Source organism: Pontibacter pamirensis, from assembly GCF_010015475.1.
In the GTDB taxonomy this organism is placed as follows: Bacteria; Bacteroidota; Bacteroidia; order Cytophagales; family Hymenobacteraceae; genus Pontibacter; species Pontibacter pamirensis.
In genome coordinates, this window is sequence record NZ_SSNI01000002.1 from 19,358 (window position 1) to 41,180 (window position 21,823).

At 49.3% G+C, this 21,823-nt stretch carries 22 protein-coding genes; 7 read left to right on the forward strand and 15 right to left on the reverse strand.

Going from position 1 to position 21,823, the window contains the following annotated elements; genetic code table 11:
* The first annotated feature begins 49 nt into the window (after window positions 1-49).
* A complete protein-coding gene (locus E1919_RS02910) occupies window positions 50-763 on the forward strand; it encodes a hypothetical protein (protein ID WP_162051839.1) in 714 nt (237 codons plus the stop codon).
* A gap of 62 nt (window positions 764-825) precedes the next feature.
* Here E1919_RS02910 and E1919_RS02915 read toward each other — a convergent pair whose 3' ends face one another.
* From E1919_RS02915 to E1919_RS02950, 8 genes are all read right to left on the reverse strand, one after another.
* Window positions 826-1,341 (reverse strand): NUDIX domain-containing protein, encoded by a 516-nt coding sequence (locus E1919_RS02915; protein ID WP_162051840.1) that lies wholly within the window; start codon window positions 1,339-1,341, stop codon window positions 826-828.
* A gap of 62 nt (window positions 1,342-1,403) precedes the next feature.
* Complete coding sequence (locus tag E1919_RS02920; protein WP_162051841.1) at window positions 1,404-2,426, reverse strand: SDR family NAD(P)-dependent oxidoreductase; 1,023 nt, start codon at window positions 2,424-2,426, stop codon at window positions 1,404-1,406.
* 124 nt (window positions 2,427-2,550) lie between these two features.
* Window positions 2,551-3,234, reverse strand: coding sequence for an outer membrane beta-barrel protein (locus tag E1919_RS02925; protein WP_162051842.1), 684 nt, complete (start codon window positions 3,232-3,234; stop codon window positions 2,551-2,553).
* A gap of 383 nt (window positions 3,235-3,617) precedes the next feature.
* Window positions 3,618-4,532 (reverse strand): M28 family peptidase, encoded by a 915-nt coding sequence (locus E1919_RS02930; RefSeq protein ID WP_162051843.1) that lies wholly within the window; start codon window positions 4,530-4,532, stop codon window positions 3,618-3,620.
* 58 nt (window positions 4,533-4,590) lie between these two features.
* Window positions 4,591-4,803, reverse strand: a complete 213-nt coding sequence (locus E1919_RS02935) for a hypothetical protein (protein WP_162051844.1) — start codon at window positions 4,801-4,803, stop codon at window positions 4,591-4,593.
* Window positions 4,804-5,076: 273 nt separating this feature from the next.
* On the reverse strand, window positions 5,077-5,658 hold the full coding sequence (locus E1919_RS02940) for a hypothetical protein (protein WP_162051845.1): 582 nt from the start codon (window positions 5,656-5,658) through the stop codon (window positions 5,077-5,079).
* A 3-nt stretch (window positions 5,659-5,661) separates the two neighbouring features.
* Window positions 5,662-6,384 carry a head GIN domain-containing protein gene (locus E1919_RS02945; protein WP_162051846.1) on the reverse strand — a complete coding sequence of 241 codons (723 nt, stop codon included), beginning with the start codon at window positions 6,382-6,384 and terminating at the stop codon, window positions 5,662-5,664.
* A 120-nt stretch (window positions 6,385-6,504) separates the two neighbouring features.
* Window positions 6,505-7,425: a M48 family metalloprotease gene (locus E1919_RS02950; RefSeq protein ID WP_162051847.1), complete on the reverse strand. Its 921-nt coding sequence runs from the start codon at window positions 7,423-7,425 to the stop codon at window positions 6,505-6,507.
* 199 nt (window positions 7,426-7,624) lie between these two features.
* On the opposite strand from E1919_RS02950, the gene E1919_RS02955 reads away from it, so the two are divergent.
* A complete protein-coding gene (locus tag E1919_RS02955) occupies window positions 7,625-9,040 on the forward strand; it encodes a high affinity choline transporter 1 (RefSeq protein WP_162051848.1) in 1,416 nt (471 codons plus the stop codon).
* Window positions 9,041-9,114: 74 nt separating this feature from the next.
* Complete coding sequence (locus E1919_RS02960; protein WP_162051849.1) at window positions 9,115-9,576, forward strand: hypothetical protein; 462 nt, start codon at window positions 9,115-9,117, stop codon at window positions 9,574-9,576.
* 158 nt (window positions 9,577-9,734) lie between these two features.
* Here E1919_RS02960 and E1919_RS02965 read toward each other — a convergent pair whose 3' ends face one another.
* The 7 genes from E1919_RS02965 to E1919_RS02995 all read right to left on the reverse strand — a co-directional run bounded on the left by E1919_RS02965 (window position 9,735) and on the right by E1919_RS02995 (window position 17,226).
* Window positions 9,735-10,109 (reverse strand): hypothetical protein, encoded by a 375-nt coding sequence (locus E1919_RS02965; protein ID WP_162051850.1) that lies wholly within the window; start codon window positions 10,107-10,109, stop codon window positions 9,735-9,737.
* A 42-nt stretch (window positions 10,110-10,151) separates the two neighbouring features.
* A complete protein-coding gene (locus tag E1919_RS02970) occupies window positions 10,152-10,346 on the reverse strand; it encodes a hypothetical protein (RefSeq protein ID WP_162051851.1) in 195 nt (64 codons plus the stop codon).
* Window positions 10,347-10,386: 40 nt separating this feature from the next.
* Window positions 10,387-10,980: a hypothetical protein gene (locus E1919_RS02975; protein ID WP_162051852.1), complete on the reverse strand. Its 594-nt coding sequence runs from the start codon at window positions 10,978-10,980 to the stop codon at window positions 10,387-10,389.
* A gap of 382 nt (window positions 10,981-11,362) precedes the next feature.
* Window positions 11,363-12,532, reverse strand: a complete 1,170-nt coding sequence (locus E1919_RS02980; RefSeq protein WP_162051853.1) for a zinc-dependent alcohol dehydrogenase — start codon at window positions 12,530-12,532, stop codon at window positions 11,363-11,365.
* Between the two features lie 43 nt (window positions 12,533-12,575).
* The gene (locus E1919_RS02985; protein WP_162051854.1) at window positions 12,576-13,325 is read right to left on the reverse strand and encodes an SRPBCC family protein; all 750 of its coding nucleotides are present in this window, start codon (window positions 13,323-13,325) and stop codon (window positions 12,576-12,578) included.
* Window positions 13,326-13,657: 332 nt separating this feature from the next.
* The gene (locus E1919_RS02990; protein ID WP_162051855.1) at window positions 13,658-14,821 is read right to left on the reverse strand and encodes a PQQ-dependent sugar dehydrogenase; all 1,164 of its coding nucleotides are present in this window, start codon (window positions 14,819-14,821) and stop codon (window positions 13,658-13,660) included.
* A gap of 143 nt (window positions 14,822-14,964) precedes the next feature.
* On the reverse strand, window positions 14,965-17,226 hold the full coding sequence (locus E1919_RS02995) for a Tex family protein (protein ID WP_162051856.1): 2,262 nt from the start codon (window positions 17,224-17,226) through the stop codon (window positions 14,965-14,967).
* A 406-nt stretch (window positions 17,227-17,632) separates the two neighbouring features.
* Here E1919_RS02995 and E1919_RS03000 point away from each other — a divergent pair, with 406 nt between their 5' ends.
* From E1919_RS03000 to E1919_RS03015, 4 genes are all read left to right on the forward strand, one after another.
* Complete coding sequence (locus tag E1919_RS03000) at window positions 17,633-19,024, forward strand: neutral/alkaline non-lysosomal ceramidase N-terminal domain-containing protein (protein WP_237143968.1); 1,392 nt, start codon at window positions 17,633-17,635, stop codon at window positions 19,022-19,024.
* Window positions 19,025-19,423: 399 nt separating this feature from the next.
* The gene (locus tag E1919_RS03005) at window positions 19,424-19,657 is read left to right on the forward strand and encodes a hypothetical protein (RefSeq protein ID WP_162051857.1); all 234 of its coding nucleotides are present in this window, start codon (window positions 19,424-19,426) and stop codon (window positions 19,655-19,657) included.
* A 98-nt stretch (window positions 19,658-19,755) separates the two neighbouring features.
* Window positions 19,756-20,805: a patatin-like phospholipase family protein gene (locus E1919_RS03010; protein ID WP_162051858.1), complete on the forward strand. Its 1,050-nt coding sequence runs from the start codon at window positions 19,756-19,758 to the stop codon at window positions 20,803-20,805.
* Between the two features lie 11 nt (window positions 20,806-20,816).
* Window positions 20,817-21,815: an alpha/beta fold hydrolase gene (locus E1919_RS03015; protein WP_162051859.1), complete on the forward strand. Its 999-nt coding sequence runs from the start codon at window positions 20,817-20,819 to the stop codon at window positions 21,813-21,815.
* Window positions 21,816-21,823 lie beyond the last annotated feature (8 nt).

Sequence of the window (21,823 nt, forward strand, 5' to 3'; positions counted from 1 at the left end):
CTCTTTTCGTACATAAGGCAAAAGAATTTTTCTTTTACTTGATATAACTATGGATACTTTAAACTCAACAGTAAGATATACAGCTATACTCTGCTTAAGCTTTGCCCTCTGGAACTGCGAAAGCCGCCGCGAGGTTGAAACAACGGAAGAGATAACAGTGGATACAGCAGAAACGGAAGACACAGCCCGGGTAATAAAAACCGGCAACACAGCGGAAGATGAGCTAGAGGAGTTCAGGGCCTGGTTAAACAGGCAGACGGAACGGGGAGACACGGCTATACGCCGGGAATGGCCGCAGGTTCGGGAAGAGCTACGCGAACGCAACGTTAAGCTGGAGCAGAAATTTGACAGCCTTTCGGAGCAGTCGAAAGAAGAGTTCAGAATTTTACAGAGCCGTTATGAGCGTTGGGAAGACCGGCAGGAACGTCGCCAGCAGCAACCGCTTGACCCTGCTAAAGTGACGGAGTGGCAGGACCAACTTCTGGATGATTACGACAACCTTAACACCATACAACCTGAGAACATCCGGGAGGCATACCTCACCTTTATGGGTGAAGTGAGAGCCAAGCGCCGCAACTGGTCACAGGACGACTGGGACTACGTAGACTACGTGTACAGCCAACTTAACCAGCGCCGCCGCCAACTGGAAGGCGAACTGCGAACCAGCGACAGGCTAAAGATTCGCACCTTACAGGCCGAGTACTTGGCCTTGGAGGGAAGCGCCGACACAATGGATATGCTGCAGGGCAGCGCAGAGAGGTAAAACAAACCAAAGCCTGCAAAGCTGGCATGTGCCAGGCTTGCAGGCTTTGGTTACTAAACTTCTTACTTCTGCTGCAGCTTTACCCATTGCTGCGCGATGATGGTTTTAGCATCGTAGGTTTCTAACTTTTCCAGTTCCTGCACCGAGTACCGCACTATCTCTATGTACTCGTTCTCATGCGCGCTTCCGCCACCCGTTGCGTGCTGCTCTGATACCTCCGCATAGAACAAGGTTACTTTTTCTGTTGCGCCGCCCGGCGAAGAGTAAAAAGTATACAGGTGCTCCAGCTTGTTTACATGGTAGCCAATTTCCTCTTCTATCTCTCTCCGGATGCTTTGCTCCGGCGCCTCTCCTTCATCAATCATACCTGCCACAATTTCTACCAGTTCCGACTCTGCCCCTACCCTGAACTGCTTTGTGAGAATGTATTCTTGAGCTCCGGTATCATAAACCAGCGCACATACGGCATTGCCGCGATTAAACTGCTCCCGTGTAAAGGTCTGCCCTTCCTGCTCTACGGTTAATTTGTTAATTTTAAAGTAGCCGTCATAGGCTCTTTCTCTTTTCTTAATTTCCATTGTTTTCCTGTGTCCTGCCAAGGGTACGGCACCGACAACTTTAAATTTTAAATCTTATAAAGCTACAACTCATTGTTACGCTGCGCTGCCTGCTGCGTCCGCTTCGTCAGCGGTGACATCGACAGGTCTGTTTCGCTCTCATAGCCTTTCGCCCTGTTCTTCCCGATGCCGCCTTCTCCGGGCAGGAATTTGTTCACCATGCCAAAGATGTCTGTCATCAACTCAGGTGACAGGCCGTGCAGCATAGCACCTAGTTTAGCAGGAAGCGTTGTAGTTACCTGGGCATCCCCAAAGCGCAGGGCATCCAGTATCTTTTTGGCCGTAGCCTCAGCGCTCATAGAAATAAAGGGGGTGGAATCCATAATTTTGAATAGCGCGTATTCCTTTTTATGCTGGCCCTTAATAATGGCATGCCGTGGGCTCCCAGTCTGTATCAGACCTGGTGTAGCAACGGTTACGTTGATGTTATACTTCATTAGCTCAGCCCGCAGCCCCTCCGATAGCCCCGTCAGCGCAAACTTGCTGGCACTGTAAGGCACAAGATGTGGCACGCTTATTTTCCCTCCTATAGAAGACACATTCAGAATAAGGCCTCCGCCGCGCGCTTTCATACTCGGCAGCACCGCCATAATTGTGTGAATAGGCCCCCAATAATGTGTGTTAATCGCTTCATCAAAGTCCTGCAAGGTCATTTCAGCCACGGGACCGGCATGTATAATTCCGGCGTTGTTGATGAGCACATCAATTGGCCCAAACTCATTCTGCACATTCGTAATCATATCGTTTACTTCCTGCGCCACCGTCACGTCGCATTTCTGCACCAGCACGTCAGCGCCGTTGCCTGCCAGTTCCATGCGGGCATCTTCCAGTTCAAACTCGTCGCGGGCACAGAGCACCAGGCGGGCACCTTCTGCAGCCAGCTGCCGTGCCATCACCAGGCCAAGACCTCTCGAACCACCCGTAATCAGCACTACTTTATGATTGAAATCATAAGCACCTAATTTTCTTATAACAGCTCTCGCTGCCATCAGGGCTCCTGCACCAGCTGCCAGCCACCACAGTTTATTTTTGTCGTCTGTTTTCATTTTGGGGTTGTTTAGATGTTGTCAGGATTGCCACGCCCGCAAAGGCAGCAACTTCCGCCTTTTCTCTACGGCAGCCAAAGCACAGTAGTTAAAACTAAAGTTGCTGAAGAAGCTACTTGCAATATTATTTCCGGGAGAAGAGCCTGTTCCGGAGCGCGGGTGTGTACAGCACTTTTACTGCGGCAATGCCATAGTGGTCATCCCTTTGAGCGTTTCCCAGTTCTGGTCCGATGTTGTCTAGATAGTCGGTGGTGGTGATGTGGTAGATGAGTTCCGGTGCTATGCTGAACTCCTTGTTAATGCGAAAGCGAAGGCCTCCTCCGAAGGGAATGACAGCGGCAATGGCAGGATACTTTTGCGCCGGTTCATACGTAGTCTGAGACTCGTTTAGCTTTCCCTGGCCCGGGTACGAGGTGGGTGTATAATACACTATACCCGCGCCAGCCCGTAAATACGGCACCAGGAAGCGCTTGCGCAAGGAGCGATAGCCCCCACTGCCAGCGTAGCTGTCCAGCAGGTTTATCACGACGGTTCCTGTCACTTCTACCACTTCTGAACGGAAGGAAATATTTAAAGGGCGCTGCCGCGCTCCTTCCGTTGCACCTAAACGCAGATAATCGATGCTGCCGCTAACTCCCAGGTAATTCGTCAGGTAATAAAGCGCCCCCAGGCTCACGTTTGGTCCGAACCTGTTGCAGTCTGGCCCACCGCATATATCACTTCTGACAGCAGCCAAACCACCGCCAACAGCAAGTACGACACCGCGCTCATCAGGCACTTTACTAACTGCTTTTCTCTTATTCAGCATAGTCTGGGCTTCAGCAATATTCAAGCTAAAGAGCGTCAGACAGCAGCAAAAGAGAAAAGGGTAAAATTTACCATTCATAGGTGAGGGTCGATTGTTTGTAGAAGCTTATTTTTCCGCCAAAAAGAATTTGTCTCTGTATTTACGTTTATCTTAATTCGAAGGCAAAAATTATCTGCTTTTATACTTGAAAAGGAAGGCAGGAGTTAAACCTTGTTCTTTGGAATCTTGAATTAAAAACTTATCCGCCGCTATTCCAAACACAGCTGTCTTAGATAGCTCCAGATAACTTTACTTTAATTATGTATGGCTCAACAAATCATAAAGGCAGGTATCAAATCTCGTGAAGGAGTAGATACCTGCCTTTATGATTTCTCTTATATTTACTATTTATGGGGAGCCGTCTTGTCCAGGTTAGCATCCATCAGGCTGATAAAATCAATCACGAGAGCCGCAGCATTCGGGTAAAACTTTGTGTTAACGTTCACATAACCATCTGTGGGTTTATGATAATGCGGATGGTCTTCTACACCGAAGTATACATAGGGTATGTTCCGTTTATGAAACTGGTAATGGTCCGACTGCGAAGTCCAGTCGTCGTGGCCTTGTTCCGGCTGATCGTGGCCCAGCAGCAGTTTTGCCTGCGGCTGCGGCTTTACCTGCTCCAGGTACGGCTTTAACTGCGGGTTGTGATAGGCACCGCTGGCATAGAGTTCACCTTTGTCGTTAATGCTCAGCATATCCATGTTCACATTCAGCAGCATGTTTTGCAGAGGGATGGGTGGGTTCTCCAGAAAAGCTTTTGCCCCTTGCAAGCCTAGTTCTTCCCCATCAAGTGCCACAAAAATCAGGGTATGTTCCGGTTTGCTTTTAGCAAAGTGCGCTGCCGCCGCCAGCAGTGCTCCCACGCCGGAAGCATTGTCATCGGCGCCATTGTAAATTTCCCCATCCCGTTGGCCCACATGGTCGTAATGCGCAGTCACAACAATGGCTTTATCTGACTTTCCCGGGATATAGCCCACCAGATTGGTTGCCTGCTCCACCACCAGCCGCTTCGACTCCAGCCGGAAGTGCTGCTTAAAGTCCTGCCCAAACGGCGTAAGGCCTATCTGCTTAAAGCGCTGCTGAATATACTCCTGCGCCATTTTATTGCCTTTCGTGCCACTTAAACGCCCTTCCAATGCGTCTGAAGAAAGCACTTCTACATCTTTCAACAGCTGTTCTTTATTCAGCTCCGGGCGCTGCGCCATACTTATCAGGGGCATAGCAACTATAAGAGACAAGGCAAGGATTTTTTTCATGATTGTTCTTTAAAACACTAAAGTAGTACTCGTGGCTGTGTTCGCCATAAGCTTCACCTTAGATTTGTGGCCAGGCTACCCAACTCTGCTTTCTCCTTATGTTTCTGCTGCCGGGCCTCTGGTGCGGCATAGGCTGCCCGTTCAACTGCCAGTCGCTACTTTCTTTTTTTGTTATTTGCACGACGATAGGAATCCAGCCTTGGCGTATATAGGTTCGGGTCACATTAAACTGTACCTGAAGGTCGTTATATTGCTTTGCATTATCTTTCATCTTCTTGCTTTCGTTACAATTTCGATAATATCGTTATTACAACTTATACAAGGAGTATGCCAGCTACGGCGAACCTAAACTAAAGTTACTCTATTTTTCACCCTATAGATTGCAGGAAAACAGCACATATTGACAAGTACAAATCTATAACCCCTAATCTGTTCAACTTAGGCATACTAGGATATCAATTTCTTTGTTAACACAAACATATCGATGTTCCTAAAGTATAATTACAGCACATAAAAAAAGACAGCGCTAATGTCTGGCTTCTAATTAGTCCTTTATGTTGATAAAAGAAGGGAGCTCAATTGGACCTAAGGACGTCTGGATGGTAGGCTTTATCTGCAGCGTTACTTTCGGACGGGCTGTTTTGTCCTGGTTCAGGAGCGTTGCCAGTTGCAGCAGGTTGTTCAGGTTAGGATGACCATTCTCTTCTGTCAGTTTCAAGGGAGAACGCAGTGTAACAGTGTTTAAGCCGTTTCGGAGCTCCACAGGCTCACTCACCAGACCACTCATCGCCTGTTGGTCATCAACCAGTAACTGCCACTTGAGCTGCGTCACCGTCATGGTGCGGTCCTCCTGGCCTTCGCCCAGGCTTACATTCAGGCCAAGGGTAGAGGTGGCATTCAGGTTATTGTCAGAGAAAGCCGAAAACAACTTCGCTGCCTCACTAAAAGAAAAATCCTGCGGACTCTTTTTTTCTAGCAGATTTACACCATTCACCTCTACTCTGTCTACGCTTTTCAGACTGTATTCTGCCTCTTTGAATGCTTCTACGTCATTCTTGGTTTTACACGCAAAGCTGAGCACCAACAGGGCCAGCACCAGCGCGTGTTTTCCGCACTTTTTTATCATAATCTATTCTCTTTCTTTTTTGATAACCTTACCTGAGCCGGAAACATCGGCATTGATAGATGGGTTACCCCAATGATATACGCGCCCGCTGCCACTAATATCGACATCCAGCCGGTCTTCAACATTTAGCTCTGCCCTACCGGATCCAGAGATGTCTACATCAGCCTCCCTTGTGGTCAGGTCGAGGCTACTATTTCTGCCCGATCCGGAGATGGAAATATCGTGCCGGGTGGCTACTCCTGCTGCAGTAATTGTGCCAGAGCCACTAATGCGGGAGTTCAGGCGGTTAGCCGCCAGCCGCAGCTTTATGTCACCAGACCCGGAGACGCTGGCATCAAACTCATTGCTTTCGAATACGTCCTCCAGTTCCACATATCCAGACCCTCCTACGCTAGCTTTGTTAAGCTCTGGTGTGGTCACGTATACCTCCACTGGGTCGTGGTCGCGCAGGCAGCGATTCAAGCCAACCTCCCAGACACCATCCCGGACTTCTGTTTCCAACTCATCCAGCACATTGGGCTGCCCCTTCACTTCCACCCGCTGCGGTGATCCTTTCCGGATAAACACCCGCGAATTACCACCCACCCTTATACCTTCCAAATCCGCTACATCCAGAGAACGTGTTTCTACATCTCCTTCCCCTTTGAGACACAAGCCGCCTTCATCGCAGGAGAGTAGTATGGGAGAAAAAGCAAGCAGGAGGAGGAATAACCTTGAATATTGCATCGTAGGATTTTTAAGGACAGGAAAATAATTCAGTAGCAATATATTGAAAAAACCCTTACTACCCATAAAACAAAAGGCCACACCTTATAGAAGATGTGGCCTTTGCTTATAAAAGATGGTTTATGAGAGGTGCCCTACCCGCTGTCCCCGCTTATTCACAAGATAACCTTCATCGGTTACAAAGATAGTATCCATCATCTTGCTCTGGAAATAATAAGGGTAATCCGGGTTGTTTGTTTTAGCCAGCTTCCCAATCACTCTTACGCCGTCCTCAGTCATATGCACCAGGTTCAGGCGGGTTGTCACATAAAACTGCTCACGGGGAGCCTTGGTAAAGTTTACCCGCGTCAGCACACTGCGGCTATCCATAGACACGCGCTGTGTGGCAGACCGCTGCTGTTGTGCAGAAGCCACCTGGCGTTCAGCAGGCCTGGTGCTCGGCACAATTGCACGCTGGTCCGGCTGTGGCCCCTGGGCACTAGCTAATAACTGATCATTGGCGCTTTTCCAGCCTTTGCTGATGGCGGCTAAGCGGTATCTTTTACCAGGGTGCGTTCTGGAGTTTTCTTCTTCAGAGAGCAGGTCGATGGCGGCCTGCGCCTCTGCCATACTTGCCCCCATTTTACGCAGCACAAAGCCTGAAAACTCATCGGCCTCCAGCTCATCTTCCGGGTTGCTGCCACTTCTGGACAAGGTATGCCCGTTCAGGTGATGCCCGATTTCGTGTGCCAGGATGCTTACGCCACCCCAGTCGGTGTGTACGGCGTTGTTAATGCTGGATAAAAAGCGGTCGCTGTACAGGATGTAGCGTTTGCCGTTATAAACGACGGCAGCGGCATTGTCTATGTCAGCGGGGCGAAGTTCAAAGCGAGGTTTTAACCCCACTACGTTAATAATTTCCTGCACAATGTCGCGGGTATCAGCAGGCGCTGTAACATCAGTAACCGGAGCATCAGCGGGAATGGCAGCAGTTGCTACCTGCCCCAATACCGGGGCTAGCACCAGTCCCGTCATGACGGCAAGTTTCTTTATGTTTATCATAGATTGGTTTCTTGAGTAAGTATGTGCGCTGTAGAGGTAAAACGGTAATTCTCAGCTGATATTTTATTAGCAAGTATTTTGCCAAAGTGTTCACCTGGTTTCCTAATTCCCCTTTTTTAAGCTTTTCCTAATTCCCGGTTCTCAGGATTCCCCATGCATTCAGCATTCCTTCCTATTTTAGCAGAAAAATCCTTTTGCTATGCTCGTCCTGTTTGTGCTGCTCTACCTGCTCTTTAACATTGGCATTGGCTACTGGGCCTCACGCCGTGTGCACAACACCACTGATTTCCTGCTGGCGGGCCGCCGGTTGCCGTTTTACATTTCCACTACCGTTGTTTTCGCAACCTGGTTTGGTTCTGAAACTTTGTTGGGTGCCTCCTCTGAGTTTGCATCGCATGGTTTACTCGGTGTCATCGAAGACCCTTTTGGAGCCGCACTATGCCTGGTGCTGGTGGGACTTTTCTTCGCCAAACGGCTTTACCGCATGAACCTGCTCACACTGGGTGATTACTACCGGGTACGTTTCGGTAAAACCTCCGAGCAGATTGCCGCCTTCTTCATGGTTATCTCCTACTTCGGCTGGATTGCCGCGCAGATGGTGGCACTGGGTATTGTGATGAACCAGGTATTCGGTATCTCCACCGTAGCCGGCATTCTGATAGGCAGCGGCATCGTGATTGGCTATACTTTTATGGGCGGCATGTGGTCTGTGTCCATCACAGACTTTGTGCAAACGGTGATGATTATCGGCGGCTTGGTCTTTATCTGCTGGGACCTGCTGCGGCAGGTCCCGTGGCAGGAGGTTACAGCAGGGCTGCCAGATAACTTCTTCCAGTTTGTACCTAAAGAGCGCGGCGCTGTTAGCTGGCTAAACTACTTCGGCCTCTGGATTACCATCGGACTTGGCTCTATTCCGCAGCAGGACGTGTTTCAGCGGGTGATGTCGGCTAAGTCGGAGCGGGTGGCGGTGGCAGCATCTGTTAGTGCCGGATTCCTGTACCTGACAGTGGCATTTATACCCTTGCTGCTGGCTCTCTATGCCAAACATCTGCACCCCGGACTGATGCAGCAGGACGCGCAGTTGCTGGTGCCGGGGCTTATCCTGCAGTCGTCGTCAATGCTCGTAAAAGTGCTTTTCTTCGGAGCGCTTATTTCCGCCATTATCAGCACGGCCAGCGGCGGTATTCTGGCTCCTGCCTCTATTCTGAGCGAGAATATGCTGCGCCCGCTGCTGAAGAACGTGACAGATACACAGTTGCTGCGCCTCTCCCGTTTCAGTGTGTTAGTGGTAGCGGCAGTCTCTCTGACGATGGCGCTGCTGCGCAGCAATATCTATGAACTGGTGAGCGAATCGTCGGCGCTGAGCCTAGTGAGCCTTTTTGTGCCGCTGGTGGCAGGCATGTTCTGGCGCAAGACAAATTCAACTGCTGCTATTGTTTCTATGCTTGCCGGGATGGGGGTATGGCTGCTGGCTTTATACTTCGAACCCGAGGTGAACCCGATGCTGTATGGACTGGCTGGAAGTATAACCGGTTTGTTGCTGGGGCAGGTTGTGGGTCAGAAAAGTGCAATGAAAGAAAGGCACAAGGGCATGGCTGAGCCAAGAACTTCCTGAGAGTATCCGGCTTTTGCAGGTTATGCATGAAAGCAGTATCTTGTTGCCAATTTATCAATATCCGCCTACAGCAATTGGAAACAACTCAGGAAATAACAGTTTATCTCGACACACCCGAACTAAAAGTATACACTAATACTTCCCTTAAACTTCTCGTAATACAAGCTTCTGGCGTTGTACCGTCTGCTATTTACCGCCACGGCCTCTCCCTCGCTACCGAAGTTGCTATAGAGAAGCAACTGCTTTTCTGGCTGGTGAACAACCGGGAGAGCGGCATTATTACGACAGCAGATCAGATATGGGCGAATGAAGTATCTGCTCCCTTGCTTGCAAAAGATTCCTTCATCAGGAAGATGGCGTTTATTGAACCGAAGGATCTGCACAGCAAAATCATTCTGGAAGATATGATGGACAAAGCCAGAGACGTTTTCCCTTTTGAAATGCAATTTTTTGGTGATGTCCCAAGTGCTCATGCCTGGTTTCTGGATACTGGAGCCACGGAGTTTCGTACGGATGCGGATTCTCCTGTTAGTTAAGCGGGACATGGCCAAAGATGTTGAGACCAATCCTAAGTACATGATAGCAAATTTAATGAATTGAAGAATAATCATATTGCTTTGCTCATGAATAGAGCCAATTTTCAACAAGTAAACTATGCTTCAGTAGGTACTGAAAAAATATTAGAGGCATAAACTCAAAATTGGCTAGTTCTTAATTTTTCCAAGAACCTGTTAATCTGTTCAGTAACATGTTCTAAAACAAACTTGATTGTTTCTTTAATTTCATAGATAGTCAAATCCGAAATTGCATCTACTTTTATTTTACCGGAAGTGGTTAATATAACTGGTTTTTTGTCTGGGCATATTAAAGGCGGAATAACAAAAAACATTTTGTTATTTTCAGCATTCTTGTCGCTATGATGAGCTATATGATTGTTTCTTAATTCAATAATATAGTTATGCGCAACTTTATTGTTAATGCTCTTAAATTTCTTGAAAACATGATTAGGCTCTAACTTTATCTTTCGCTCCTGAGATTCTGCAAAGCATCTTCCATAAGTAATAACCAAACTTTTGAGTAAGGCTGTTTTGATTATTGTAGAAGTTTGACTCTAATACTCTTCAATATAGTTAATACACTCTGCTAGATCGGTTTTAAAAGATTTATAAGCATTTACTTTCAAAGCATCTTTATCAGAAATTAATCTTATCTCACATTTTACTCCTTTATAGAAAACGTCAGCATTTAGGTCTCCAAGTTTTCCTGAAGGAACTGTAGGAATTATGTCTATTTCTGTTGATTCCATAAAACATTTTTTGTCTCCTTAACCTTGATTTATCTAACCCTCAACTGCTCCTCGGCCCGGACACGGTGATATACTTTGGCAGTTCCACCTCCCCTACCGGCGTCTGCACCGTTGGTTTAATCTGAAAGATTAAGTTCTGGCGCAGGTCCCTTTTCTGGGAGAGCAGCGTCATCAGTTTGGAGAGACCCTCGTAGTTTCGCATACCTTCTGTTTCTGTCATGGTTACAGATGTTTGAATTGGGAGCTCGTTGAGGCCATCGTGCAGGTGCATGGGCTCCTGCACTACGCCCTGCAGCGTTTCTTCGCCGTCTACCAGCAGTTGCCACTTCATTTCTGTAATGGTCATTTGCCGCACCTCTTCCGGTTCCTGCATGTGTACCTGCAGGTATAAGGTGGTGCTGGCCCGCAGTGTATTATTGGAGATGGATGCTAAGAGGCTGTCGCCTTCGCTGGTGGTAAAGTCATTCGGGCCGCGCTTCTTCATCACGTCCACACCGTTCAACTGCAGGTCATGCACCTCCTGCAAGCTATAGTTTGCTTCTGTAAATGCCCTTAAATCGCTGGCTTGCTTGCATCCTGAAAACAGCACAGCCGCTGCCAGGAGCAGGGTATAAATAAAACTGTATTTGCTCATCCTCCTATTCTTTTATCCTCCTCTTGCTAAGCAAATTACGCACCATCCAAAGAATGGATCACCAATAGCAGCAGAAAAGATTTACACTTTATCTCTTGTTCTGCTTCTCTCCTCCCTTTGGCAGATGACAAAATACAGTTTTGTGAAAGCAAGTCCGGAAACTCTTACCAACTGCACATTATGGAATAGATTTCCGCGTCAGAGCAGGAGACGGTACCGCACATTTTTTTATGCTGGTATAAAGCAAAAGGAGCCATCTGTACGGATGACTCCTTTGTATATTTTGGTCAGGATTTATGGATAGCGTAGAAATTGTGCTGTTGGTCTGTCTTCTGACTAACAACAGCACAATTTCTACGCTTTGCTATTCTCAATCAATAACTTAGGGCGTGAACACCACCCGCATGCAATCATCTGTTTTCTCCTTGAACATCTTATACCCTTCCGGGCTCTGGTCCAGGCCCCATTTATGTGTGAGCATATAGGAAGGATCTACCTCCCCGGCGGCTACTCTGTCTAAGAGCTGCGGAATATACTTCTGCGCAAACATCTGCCCCATCCTCAATGTCAGCGCCTTGTTCATGGCTGCACCCATCGGGAATTTATCAAGCAGGCCACCGTATACTCCTACGATGGATACAGTACCGCCTTTTCGGCAGGCCATAATCGCTTGTCGCAGCACCGCTGGTCTACCTGTCTGCAGGCGAAGCGTCTGTTTGGCTTTGTCGTAGTACTGCTCCACACCGGTTGTGTGTGCTTCCATGCCTACAGCGTCGATACAGCGGTCTGGCCCACGCCCGCCGGTCATTTCTTTCAGCGCCTCCAGTATGTCCACCTCTTCGTAGTTTAGTGTTTCCGCTTTGGCAAACTGTTTGGCTTTTGCCAGTCGATCTCTGAACCGATCGATGGCGATAACGCGTCCGGCACCTAAAAGCCAGGCACTCTGCATGGCCATCTGTCCTACACCGCCAGCACCCCATACCACCACCGTGTCACCGGGCTCTATGCCACACATATCTGCTGCCATAAACCCGGTCGGGAAGGCATCGGAGGTAAACACGGCGGCATCGTCTGTTACGCCTTCCGGCACCTTAAAGGCCCCGTTATCCGCGTAAGGCACCCGGATATACTCCGCATGGCTGCCGGCGTAACCGCCGAAGGCATGGGAGTAGCCGAAGATACCGGCTCCGGCATATCCGTAGGCTTTTTCCAGGATTTCCGGGTTTGGATTGGAGTTATCGCAAAGCGACCACTGGTCTGTCTGACAGAATTCGCAGCTGCCACAGCCCAGCACTGAGCCCACCACCACGCGGTCGCCTTTCACAAACTTTTTTACGCCAGGGCCAACCTCTACTACTTCTCCCATAAACTCATGCCCGATGATATCCCCCGCTTTCATTGTGGGCACATAGCCATCGAGCAGGTGCAGGTCAGACCCGCAAACCGACGACATGGTGACTCTCACAATGGCATCGCCCGGATTCAGAATAGACGGATCTGGCACACGTTCTACCCGAAGGTCGTTGATGCCGTTCCAACAAAGTGCTTTCATAGTTTTATTTTTAGTTTGATAGAATATAAATCCTCGCGCTTTCTTAGCGCGCTCCTGCTGGCTGCCCTTCGATGGTGGTCACTTCTCCTGTTTCCATGAGCTGCTTAAAGCGGTGCAGGTCGTTCTTCACCATCTGCTCAAAGGCAGGATTCAGTAGTTTGGCTAATTGTCCTCCCACTGCACCAGCAGGTGGCCTATAGGAAATAGTGGCTTGCACAACAGTACCTCTGTCGGCAGGTGCATCCGTAAAACGGACCTCACCGGCGTTATCCACATCAGAGGTAGGCAGCGAGCGCCAGGCAATAAGCGTATCCGTTTCCTCCTGCACAATGTCTGCATCCCACTCTACTGTACCCACCCCTTTTGGTATTTTGGCAACCCAATGGGAGCGTTTCGGACCCTGCTGGCGAACTTCCTGCAGGTGCTGCATAAACTGCGGCAGGTTTTCGAATTGCCGCCAGAACTGGAATACTTCGCTGCGTGGCCTGTTGATAGTAAGGCTGCGGGTAATTTCGATGGAGATGTCTTTTGCATCTGCGGTATCGCGGCCAAGCATACTGTTCATGGGGCAATAGCCGGTGGAGCCTCTGTAGAGCAGAGCGCCTCCGGCGGCGGCCAGAATTAAACCGCCAAAGTTAGGCTTGCGAAAGCCATAGTAGGCCATTAAAGCACCTCCCACCACAGAACCAATACGCTCTGTGGTTCCTACGTTCATGTGGCTGGATCCTGTGGCTGGCGGCAGGATATGCTGTGTATCAAGCACATCAGACATTTTTGATTTGTAAGTATCCATATGTTTTGTTTTTTTAATGGATACGCATTCATTTACTATAGAAGTTGCTTTTATGACTACTTATATTAGTACATTCACTTGTTTATGCATAAAAAAAGCGTTTCAGGCATGTGCCGGGAACGCTTTTTAGCTGTTGAAGTATGTAATTATCTTATTCTAAACAGGTAAGCCAGTGAAATATTAAAGCCTCTGTTCTTCAAATTACCATTCCCGCTATCTTTCACTGTATTTACAATTGCGCTATTTCCTGAAGTATTGAAAGCAACAGGCCCGGCTAAAGTATAACCGGGCCTGTTGCTTTAGGATTGTTTGCTCTTATACAGCTACTTTCATTATTGCACCTGCCGGTGCAGCCGGTACAGTTTGCCTTCACTGCCATAACTGAGCACCAGCAACTCATTGTTCTGATCCTGCCCGAAGGAAGAAACAGGAAAGTTGGTGGTAAGAAGCAAGGTATTGTCAGCCTTTGTGCCATTCTTGTTTACTGTTAAGGCCCACACCTTGCCGCTGACATAGTCCGCATAAATGTATTTGCCCTGTAGCTCCGGCATCGCCGAACCCCGGTATACGAAGCCGCCTGTTATAGAAACACCATCAGCATGCGTATACTCGTGCACAGGTTTGATAAGACCTGTTTCGTCGCAGTTAGATCTTGGGTTAAAGCAGTCTGAACCTTCCATCACACGCCAGCCATAGTTACCGCCGTTCTCAATGATGTCTATTTCCTCTATCTTGTTCTGCCCCACATCTGCTGCCCATAGGCGGCCGGTTTCCTGATCAAAGGAAATCTTCCAGGGGTTACGCAGGCCGTAAGCATATATCTCTTCGCGGTAGCCTTGCGTGTTATTAGCGAAAGGATTATCAGCCGGAATACCATAGTTGCGGTTGCCGGAAGTATTGTTCACGTCGATGCGCAGTATTTTGCCAAGCAGTTTCGACCTGTCCTGGGAATAGTTCTGAGGGTCGCCGCCACTGCCGCCATCGCCTACTGCAATGTATAGATGGCCGTCCGGCCCAAACGTGACTTTGCCCCCGTTGTGGTTGCGGTAGGGTTGATCATATGTCAGCAGAATTGTTTCACTTTTTGGGTCGACCTGACCTGTATTGCCTGCCGCTGCCTTAAACCTAGATATCCTGGTTTGTAGCGGACTGCCGGAGGTATAGTTAACGTAGAAGTAGCCGTTGTTCTGGAAGTCGGGGTGAAAGGCCAGGCCCAATAAGCCCATCTCTCCGCCTGACACTACTCTGTCGGAGATGTCCAGGAACAGGTTTTGTTTTGTGGCGGCATTCTTATTGCCTGGTAGCCAGTATATTTTCCCCTCCTGGTCCACCACGTAGAGGCGGCCTTGCCCCTCGTTCACCCAAACCGCCTCTACCGGGCCATCGAACTCAACATTGGGGTATGCATCCTGCAGCTCATACTGCGCGTCAGCAGGTTCTGCACAGCCAAGCAGCAGCAGCATGACCAGCAGGTAGTTTAAATTAAATAATCGCATATAGGTACTCATTTGATTTTAAAACAGAATTGTATAGCAAATCATACGGCATCGCAGTGGCAATGGCTATACCGGGGCATGTTAATGCAAAAGGCCCTGCACGAATCACGCTCAGGGCTCTTTCTATCAATATGTGGTTGCTTTTACTTGAACCTTCCTTTCAATTGGGCAAGTTTCGCCTGGAAATCATTCATCGGCTCGGCCTCCTTTTCTTTTCTGGTGTCGCCTTTTCTAGTAGCACCACCACCTGCCGGTTTGGCGGCGGCAGGATCACTTTTCATGCTGAGTGAGATACGCTTGCGGTTCTCATCCACCTCCAGTACCGTTACCTCTACCTTCTGCCCTACTTTCACTGTCTCATGCGGGTTGCTTACGAAGCGGTCAGACAGGTGGCTCACGTGTACAAGCCCATCTTGGTGCACCCCAATGTCTACGAAAGCACCGAAGGCCGTGATGTTGGTCACGATGCCTGGCAGCTTCATACCAGTACGCAGGTCTCTCATTTCATTCACACCTTCTGTAAAGCTGAATGCCTCAAAAGTCTCGCGTGGGTCGCGGCCTGGTTTTGCTAATTCGCTCACAATGTCCTTCAGCGTTGGCAAACCAACGGTGTCGGTCACATACTTCTTCAGCTCAATTTTCTTGCGCAACTCGTCACTCTTCACCAGGTCCTGCACCGTTACGCCCAGGTCTTTTGCCATCTGCTCCACAATCGGGTAACTTTCCGGGTGCACGGCAGAAGCATCCAGCGGGTTCTTCGCGTCGCGGATGCGCAGGAATCCTGCTGCCTGCTCAAAGGCTTTATCACCTAAGCGGGCTACTTTTTTCAGCTCCGTGCGTGTGCGGAAAGGACCGTTCTGGTTGCGATACTCTACTATGTTCTGCGCCAGCGCCGGACCAAGACCCGACACATAAGTCAGCAGTTGCTTGCTGGCAGTGTTCACTTCCACACCCACGGCATTCACGCAGCTCATTACCACGTCGTCCAGCGTATGCTTCAGGGCAGACTGGTCCACGTCGTGCTGGTACTGGCCCACGCCAATTGATTTCGGGTCTATTTTCACCAGTTCTGCCAGCGGATCCATCAAGCGGCGACCGATGGACACAGCACCACGCACCGTCACATCCTGATCAGGGAATTCCTCGCGAGCTACATCGGAGGCAGAATAGATAGAGGCACCACTCTCGTTCACCATCACCACCTGTACCGTCTTCGGCAGGTTCAGATTGTTCACGAAGGTTTCTGTCTCGCGGCTGGCTGTTCCGTTACCAATGGCGAGGGCTTCCACATCAAATTTATCCACAAGGTATTTCACATTCTGCCCTGCTTCCTGCGCCTTGTGCTGGCCGGTGTGCGGGTATATTGTTTCGTTGTGCAGCAGCTTTCCCTGCTTGTCCAGCACCACCAGTTTGCAGCCGGTTCTGAAACCAGGGTCCAGCGCCAGCACTGTTTTCTGGCCAAGCGGGGAGGATAATAACAACTGGCGCAGGTTATCGGCAAACACACGGATGGCTTCTTCATCGGCGCGCTTTTTAGAGCTCAGGCGAACCTCCGTTTCCATGCTCAGCTTGAGCAGTCGCTTATAAGAATCTTTTACTGCCAGACGCACCTGCTCTGCCGCCGCGTTGTTGCCTTTCACAAACATATCCTCCAGCTTCGCCAGGGCCGCTTCCTCTTCCGGTTGCGCACTCAGCATCAGCACCATTTCTGCCTCGCCGCGGCGCATGGCCAGTATGCGGTGCGAAGGGGCTTTCTCTATCGCCTCATCCCACTCAAAATAGTCTTTGAACTTCTGGCCTTCTTCCTCCTTGCCCATCATCACGCGGCTTTTAAACACCCCCTTCTTCTCGAAGAGCTGCCGCATGGATGCACGCGCCTCGGCATTCTCGTTCATCCACTCGGCCATAATATCACGGGCACCGGACAATGCTTCCGCTTCGTCTTTCACCTCTTTTTCTTCAGAGATGAAGTTGGCAGCTTCCGCCGTTACATCGAAATTCTCCTGCTGGAAAAGGCGCTCAGCCAGCGGCTCCAGCCCTTTCTCACGGGCGATGGTGGCGCGGGTGCGGCGCTTCGGCTTGTAAGGCAGGTAAATATCCTCCAAGGCAGCCATTGTTTCGGCAGCCATAATCTGTGCCTCCAGCTCCGGCGTCAGCTTCTCCTGGTCGCGGATGGACTTGAGAATACTCTCGCGGCGCTTGTCAAGCTCGCGCAGCTGCTCCATCCTGTCACGGATAGCGGCAATCTGCACTTCGTCCAGCGAGCTGGTTACTTCTTTGCGGTAACGGGAAATAAAAGGTACTGTCGCTCCTTCGTCTAATAAAGTGACGGTAGCTTCCACCTGCTTGATGGTGATAGTAAGCTCAGAGGCGATTTTTAAAAGATGGTCAATGTTTTGTTCCATATATATTTTTGATACTAAAGACTTATAAAAGGGGACATAGGTAGCAAGACAAAAGACATAGGTCTTTTTCTATACAACAAACGACGCTGACACTCTTCTTATGTTGATAATGAAGGGAGTTAGCGTTCTGAAGTTTAAGCCGCATTCCTGCTGATGTGCCTGAAGATAGGAAGATATGATGCCTGCCCTGCTGTCGCTCTACTGATCATGTGCTAAATTACCTAGGTTATAGAAAAGTCAAATTTAAAGTATATTGCCCTAACTAGAAAGATTAACCTGATGAGATTGTAGCTTTGTAAAATATTCGGGGCATTTGCTAACACAACACGGCGTTAAGTTGTTTAGCCATACTGCCTTAGCAACTTAACGCATTCATAAAATCACCTATTTCATAAACTACGCAGAATTGAACACTGCCACTGCATCTAAAAAGAAAACCTCCCGAAGCTGGTACTGGCTGCTATTGCTCCTATTGTTGCCTGCCTGCATGGTACAGCGCATAGACCGTACGCCTTACCAGCAAACCGATTACTACCAGGAGACACTGGCCAGCCTGAACAGCCACCCCGCCACCATCACAACCGGCGACACGCTGGAGGTTGGCTGGGGAAAGGTAAACATCACGCCGCCTGCACCTGCACCACTCGCGGGCTACGGCAAGCGGCTGGGCATGGACTATGAGGAAGTGCACGATACTGCCTGGGTACGCACCTTCGCCTTCGATAACGGCCAGACAGAAGCTTACTTCATTTCCCTGGACCTGCTGATTGTGCCCATGCTGGTGCTACAGGAACTGGAGAAACTATACCCCGCACTGGGCCTGAAGCCAGAGCAGGTATACCTTTCCGCCACCCACAGCCATACCAGCTTTGGCGGCTGGGGCCGTAAAATTGGCGTGAAGCTTTTGTCAGGAGAGTATGAAAAAGAGATTGTACAGCAACTGACGCAGCAGATTGTACAAAGTATACAGATGGCGCGGCAGAACCTCACCCCCACCCGTGTGGGCTACGGCAGCGCCAATGCGGCCAGCATGGTGAAAAACCGCCTTACAAAATCGAGGGAGGACAGGGACACAAAACTGCGCTTCCTGAAGTTTGAGCGACCGGATGGCACTACTGCCGTACTTTCATTCTTCTCAGCGCATCCCACCACACTCCCCTCCATGCAGCCCATCCTCTCCCGCGACTACCCCGGCGTGCTGGTAGATGCCTTGGAAGAAAGAATAGAATTCGCAGCTTTTTCGGCAGGCGCTGTGGGCAGCCACAGTGCTGTTCACTTTCAGGAGGCTCCCTTTGGGGGTATGGAGGAAGTGGGAGAACGTTTGGCAACCATCCTGCGGCATGACTTGTACCAGGTCGAAACAGATTATGTTCAAACGCTTGGCTATAATCGAGTTCCCCTGTTTTTACCGGAGCCACAGTGGCGCATATCAGAAAACCTGCGGCTCGCTCCAACGCTGTTCAACTGGTTATTCGGGAAGCACCCAGCTTATGTTACCAGCCTTCAGGTAGGCGACATTGTGCTGATAGGTGCCCCTGCTGATTATTCCGGTGAGTTTATGGACGAGCTGGAGACTGCCGCTGCGCAAGAGGGTTTAGAGGTTATCGCCACCAGCTTTAACGGGGGCTATATTGGCTACGTTACGCCAGCAGAACATTACAACCTGGACAAGTATGAGACACGGAGCATGAGTTTCTACGGCCCCCACAGTGGTAATTATCTAACCGAAATGCTACAACTGCTGCTGCGCCAGCACGCTACTGATGACCCTGCTTTACCATCTGCAGAAACAAATTAAATTCGTATCAGCAAATGTATAGGGCACCGCCTTGGTGATTTTAAAGTACCCGCACCGATTATACACTTAGCCAGATAGAATATACTATACTTGGAAAGAGGCTGTCCGAAAAGGGGCAGCCTCTTTTTGTTTGTTACACTTCTTATTTTGAAGCAATTAATTCCGCATCTATTCTGCATTTCAAATCACCCGAAACACCACATCTTAGCGGCAATACAATTTCCATATGACTGCTTTCATGACTCTCTGGTCATTAAAATACAACTTAATTCCGACATAAAATTAATATTGCAACGCCATTCTTGATAAAGTTATAAACATTACCCCCACTACAGCAGTTTATATAATTGTAAGTAAGTGAATTACACTTCCGATTTAGTACAAAACAACAAGAGAGATATGGAACTGATAGCAATAGATTTACCAAATTTTATATTCTTAACAATTATAGGCGTGTACATGATGCTGCTTGTGTTTATCCTGACATGGGTGTATCATGATGCAGAGCAGCGGGGAGTAAACGGCTGGATGGTGACAGCCATAGCCTTTTTTTCCGGCACCATCTTCGGCACCCTTGCATGGCTTGTTTTACGACCGAAGCTGAAACCACAGCCTATACCGGTTAGAAGCTAATAACTTTGTAACACAAAATTAAAGTGCCAACCTGCAACTAAGGTATAGCAGCTATTTTTTTATCTTTGAAGATAACAGAACCTTAAGGTAATGCCTTTATGATAAAAAACATCCTGCTGTTACTTTGCCTGCTGGTTGGCACAACTGTTTTTGGACAAACGCAATATTATAACCTGGCATTAGAGGGAGGCGGCATACGTGGCATTGCCTATGGCGGTGCCTTAAAGGCGCTGGAAGAGGAAAATATTTTACCGGGTATCAAACGGGTGGCAGGCACCTCGGCCGGAGCCATACAGGCTGCCCTACTGGCAGTAGGCTATACCCCCGATGAGATTACCGACATTACCTTCCGGACACCAGTGCTGCAGTTTAACGACGGCAGGTTTATTTTCTTCGGCGGCACCAACCGCTTGTTTAAACAATATGGCTGGTATCGGGGCGACAAATTTACCGAGTGGCTGGGAGAGCAACTGAAAGCCAAGACAGGTAAGGCAGACATCACCTTCGCAGAGCTTCATGCATTAAATAGCCAAAAGAACTTCCGTGACTTATATGTGACCGGAACAAACCTGACAGACCAGTGCACGGTGGTTTTCTCCCACGAAACATACCTGAACATGCAGGTAAAGCATGCGGTGCGTATCTCTATGTCGGTGCCTTTATACTACCGCGCGGTGTTGCTCGACCAGCAGGGCCAGGTGGTAACCAAAGCAAAGAAAGGACAGGAGGTGGATGTGCTGGTAGATGGTGGGGTGCTGGCGAACTTTCCGCTGGACGTGTTCGACAAGGAGGAATACCTGCACGAATCGCAGCCACAGCCGGAGCACTACGATGCCGCCGGCAGGTTCCACAACCCGCAAACGCTTGGCCTGCGCCTGGACCGCGACGAGCAAATTGCTTATGACAGGAAGCAAGCAGGCCTTGCACCTTATAAAATCGATAAATTTGGAGACTATATGGGTGCCTTTTATGCCATTGTGAAAGAGAACCTGAACCGGCAGGGGCTAACATCACATGACTGGGCACGCACCATCTCCGTGAGCACAGCCGGCTATAGCCCCCGTGTGCGTAAACTAACTGAAGATGATAAAACAGCCTTGCTTGAAAGCGGGCAAAGAGGCGTGAAGGCGTATATCGATTCAAATTAAATTATTCCCAAATGGCAGAAACTGCTACGACTTCCCTACAAACACAATCCATTTATATACCTGTTACCGCCACCGATACCCTGCACCTGAAACGCTTCAGCCAAAACCAGCAGGGGCCGCCGGTGCTGCTGGTGCATGGCTCCATCGAAAACGGACGCATATTTTACTCTAAGTCAGGGAAAGGCTTTGCCCCTTTTCTGGCGCAGCAGGGCTACGATGTGTTTGTGGCTGACCTACGGGGCCGGGGCAAAAGCAAACCTGCCATTTCCGGTGATTCAGATTTTGGCTTAACCCATACCTTAGAAGAAGACTTTCCGGCATTCATCAACAAGATAAAAGAGCTGAAGGGGGATGTGCCACAGTTCTGGGGGGCTCACTCATGGGGCGGCGTGCTCATGCTGGCTTACCTGGCACGCCCCGCAGTTCCGGTGAAGGTGCAAGCCATGGCCTTCTTCGCCAGCAAGCGCCGCATCAGCATCTGGAGCCCGAAAAAGTTTTTTATGATAGACGTGATGTGGAACTGGGTAGCCAAAGCAGCCGTGGCTGTAACCGGTGCCCTGCCAGCCGAAAAGCTAAAGATGGGATCCGACCGCGAAACCCGCCTCACCCACCTGCAAACAAACGACTGGGTGGTAAAAAAGCCCTGGCGCCACTGGCACGACAAGTTCGATTATGCCTCAGCGCTGCAGCAAATGGAGGTGCCGCCTACACTATACCTGGCCGGTGCCAAAGATGATGTGCTGGGCAACCCGGTGGATGTAGAAAAACTGCTCCTGGAAACAGGCAGCAAACAAGCCGCTTTCCGGGTACTGGGCAAAGCCAACGGCCATCTGCACGACTATGACCATATCAACATCCTGACGCACAAGGATGCGGTGCGCGATCATTTTCAGATGGTCTCAAAGTGGTTTAGAAAGTTTGAGCAGGTGCAACTAACAGAGGAAAAACAGAGTCACAGTAGTGATGCTGTTAAAGCCGCTTCATTTATAAAAGCAAATCAACATGTATAAAAAATCGC

Coding starts and splice junctions, on each gene's coding strand:
- E1919_RS02910 (WP_162051839.1), top strand. CDS start 50: ATGGATACTTTAAACTCAACAGTAAGATATACAGCTATACTCTGCTTA.
- E1919_RS02915 (WP_162051840.1), bottom strand. CDS start 1,341: ATGGAAATTAAGAAAAGAGAAAGAGCCTATGACGGCTACTTTAAAATT.
- E1919_RS02920 (WP_162051841.1), bottom strand. CDS start 2,426: ATGAAAACAGACGACAAAAATAAACTGTGGTGGCTGGCAGCTGGTGCA.
- E1919_RS02925 (WP_162051842.1), bottom strand. CDS start 3,234: ATGCTGAATAAGAGAAAAGCAGTTAGTAAAGTGCCTGATGAGCGCGGT.
- E1919_RS02930 (WP_162051843.1), bottom strand. CDS start 4,532: ATGAAAAAAATCCTTGCCTTGTCTCTTATAGTTGCTATGCCCCTGATA.
- E1919_RS02935 (WP_162051844.1), bottom strand. CDS start 4,803: ATGAAAGATAATGCAAAGCAATATAACGACCTTCAGGTACAGTTTAAT.
- E1919_RS02940 (WP_162051845.1), bottom strand. CDS start 5,658: ATGATAAAAAAGTGCGGAAAACACGCGCTGGTGCTGGCCCTGTTGGTG.
- E1919_RS02945 (WP_162051846.1), bottom strand. CDS start 6,384: ATGCAATATTCAAGGTTATTCCTCCTCCTGCTTGCTTTTTCTCCCATA.
- E1919_RS02950 (WP_162051847.1), bottom strand. CDS start 7,425: ATGATAAACATAAAGAAACTTGCCGTCATGACGGGACTGGTGCTAGCC.
- E1919_RS02955 (WP_162051848.1), top strand. CDS start 7,625: ATGCTCGTCCTGTTTGTGCTGCTCTACCTGCTCTTTAACATTGGCATT.
- E1919_RS02970 (WP_162051851.1), bottom strand. CDS start 10,346: ATGGAATCAACAGAAATAGACATAATTCCTACAGTTCCTTCAGGAAAA.
- E1919_RS02975 (WP_162051852.1), bottom strand. CDS start 10,980: ATGAGCAAATACAGTTTTATTTATACCCTGCTCCTGGCAGCGGCTGTG.
- E1919_RS02980 (WP_162051853.1), bottom strand. CDS start 12,532: ATGAAAGCACTTTGTTGGAACGGCATCAACGACCTTCGGGTAGAACGT.
- E1919_RS02985 (WP_162051854.1), bottom strand. CDS start 13,325: ATGGATACTTACAAATCAAAAATGTCTGATGTGCTTGATACACAGCAT.
- E1919_RS02990 (WP_162051855.1), bottom strand. CDS start 14,821: ATGCGATTATTTAATTTAAACTACCTGCTGGTCATGCTGCTGCTGCTT.
- E1919_RS02995 (WP_162051856.1), bottom strand. CDS start 17,226: ATGGAACAAAACATTGACCATCTTTTAAAAATCGCCTCTGAGCTTACT.
- E1919_RS03005 (WP_162051857.1), top strand. CDS start 19,424: ATGGAACTGATAGCAATAGATTTACCAAATTTTATATTCTTAACAATT.
- E1919_RS03010 (WP_162051858.1), top strand. CDS start 19,756: ATGATAAAAAACATCCTGCTGTTACTTTGCCTGCTGGTTGGCACAACT.
- E1919_RS03015 (WP_162051859.1), top strand. CDS start 20,817: ATGGCAGAAACTGCTACGACTTCCCTACAAACACAATCCATTTATATA.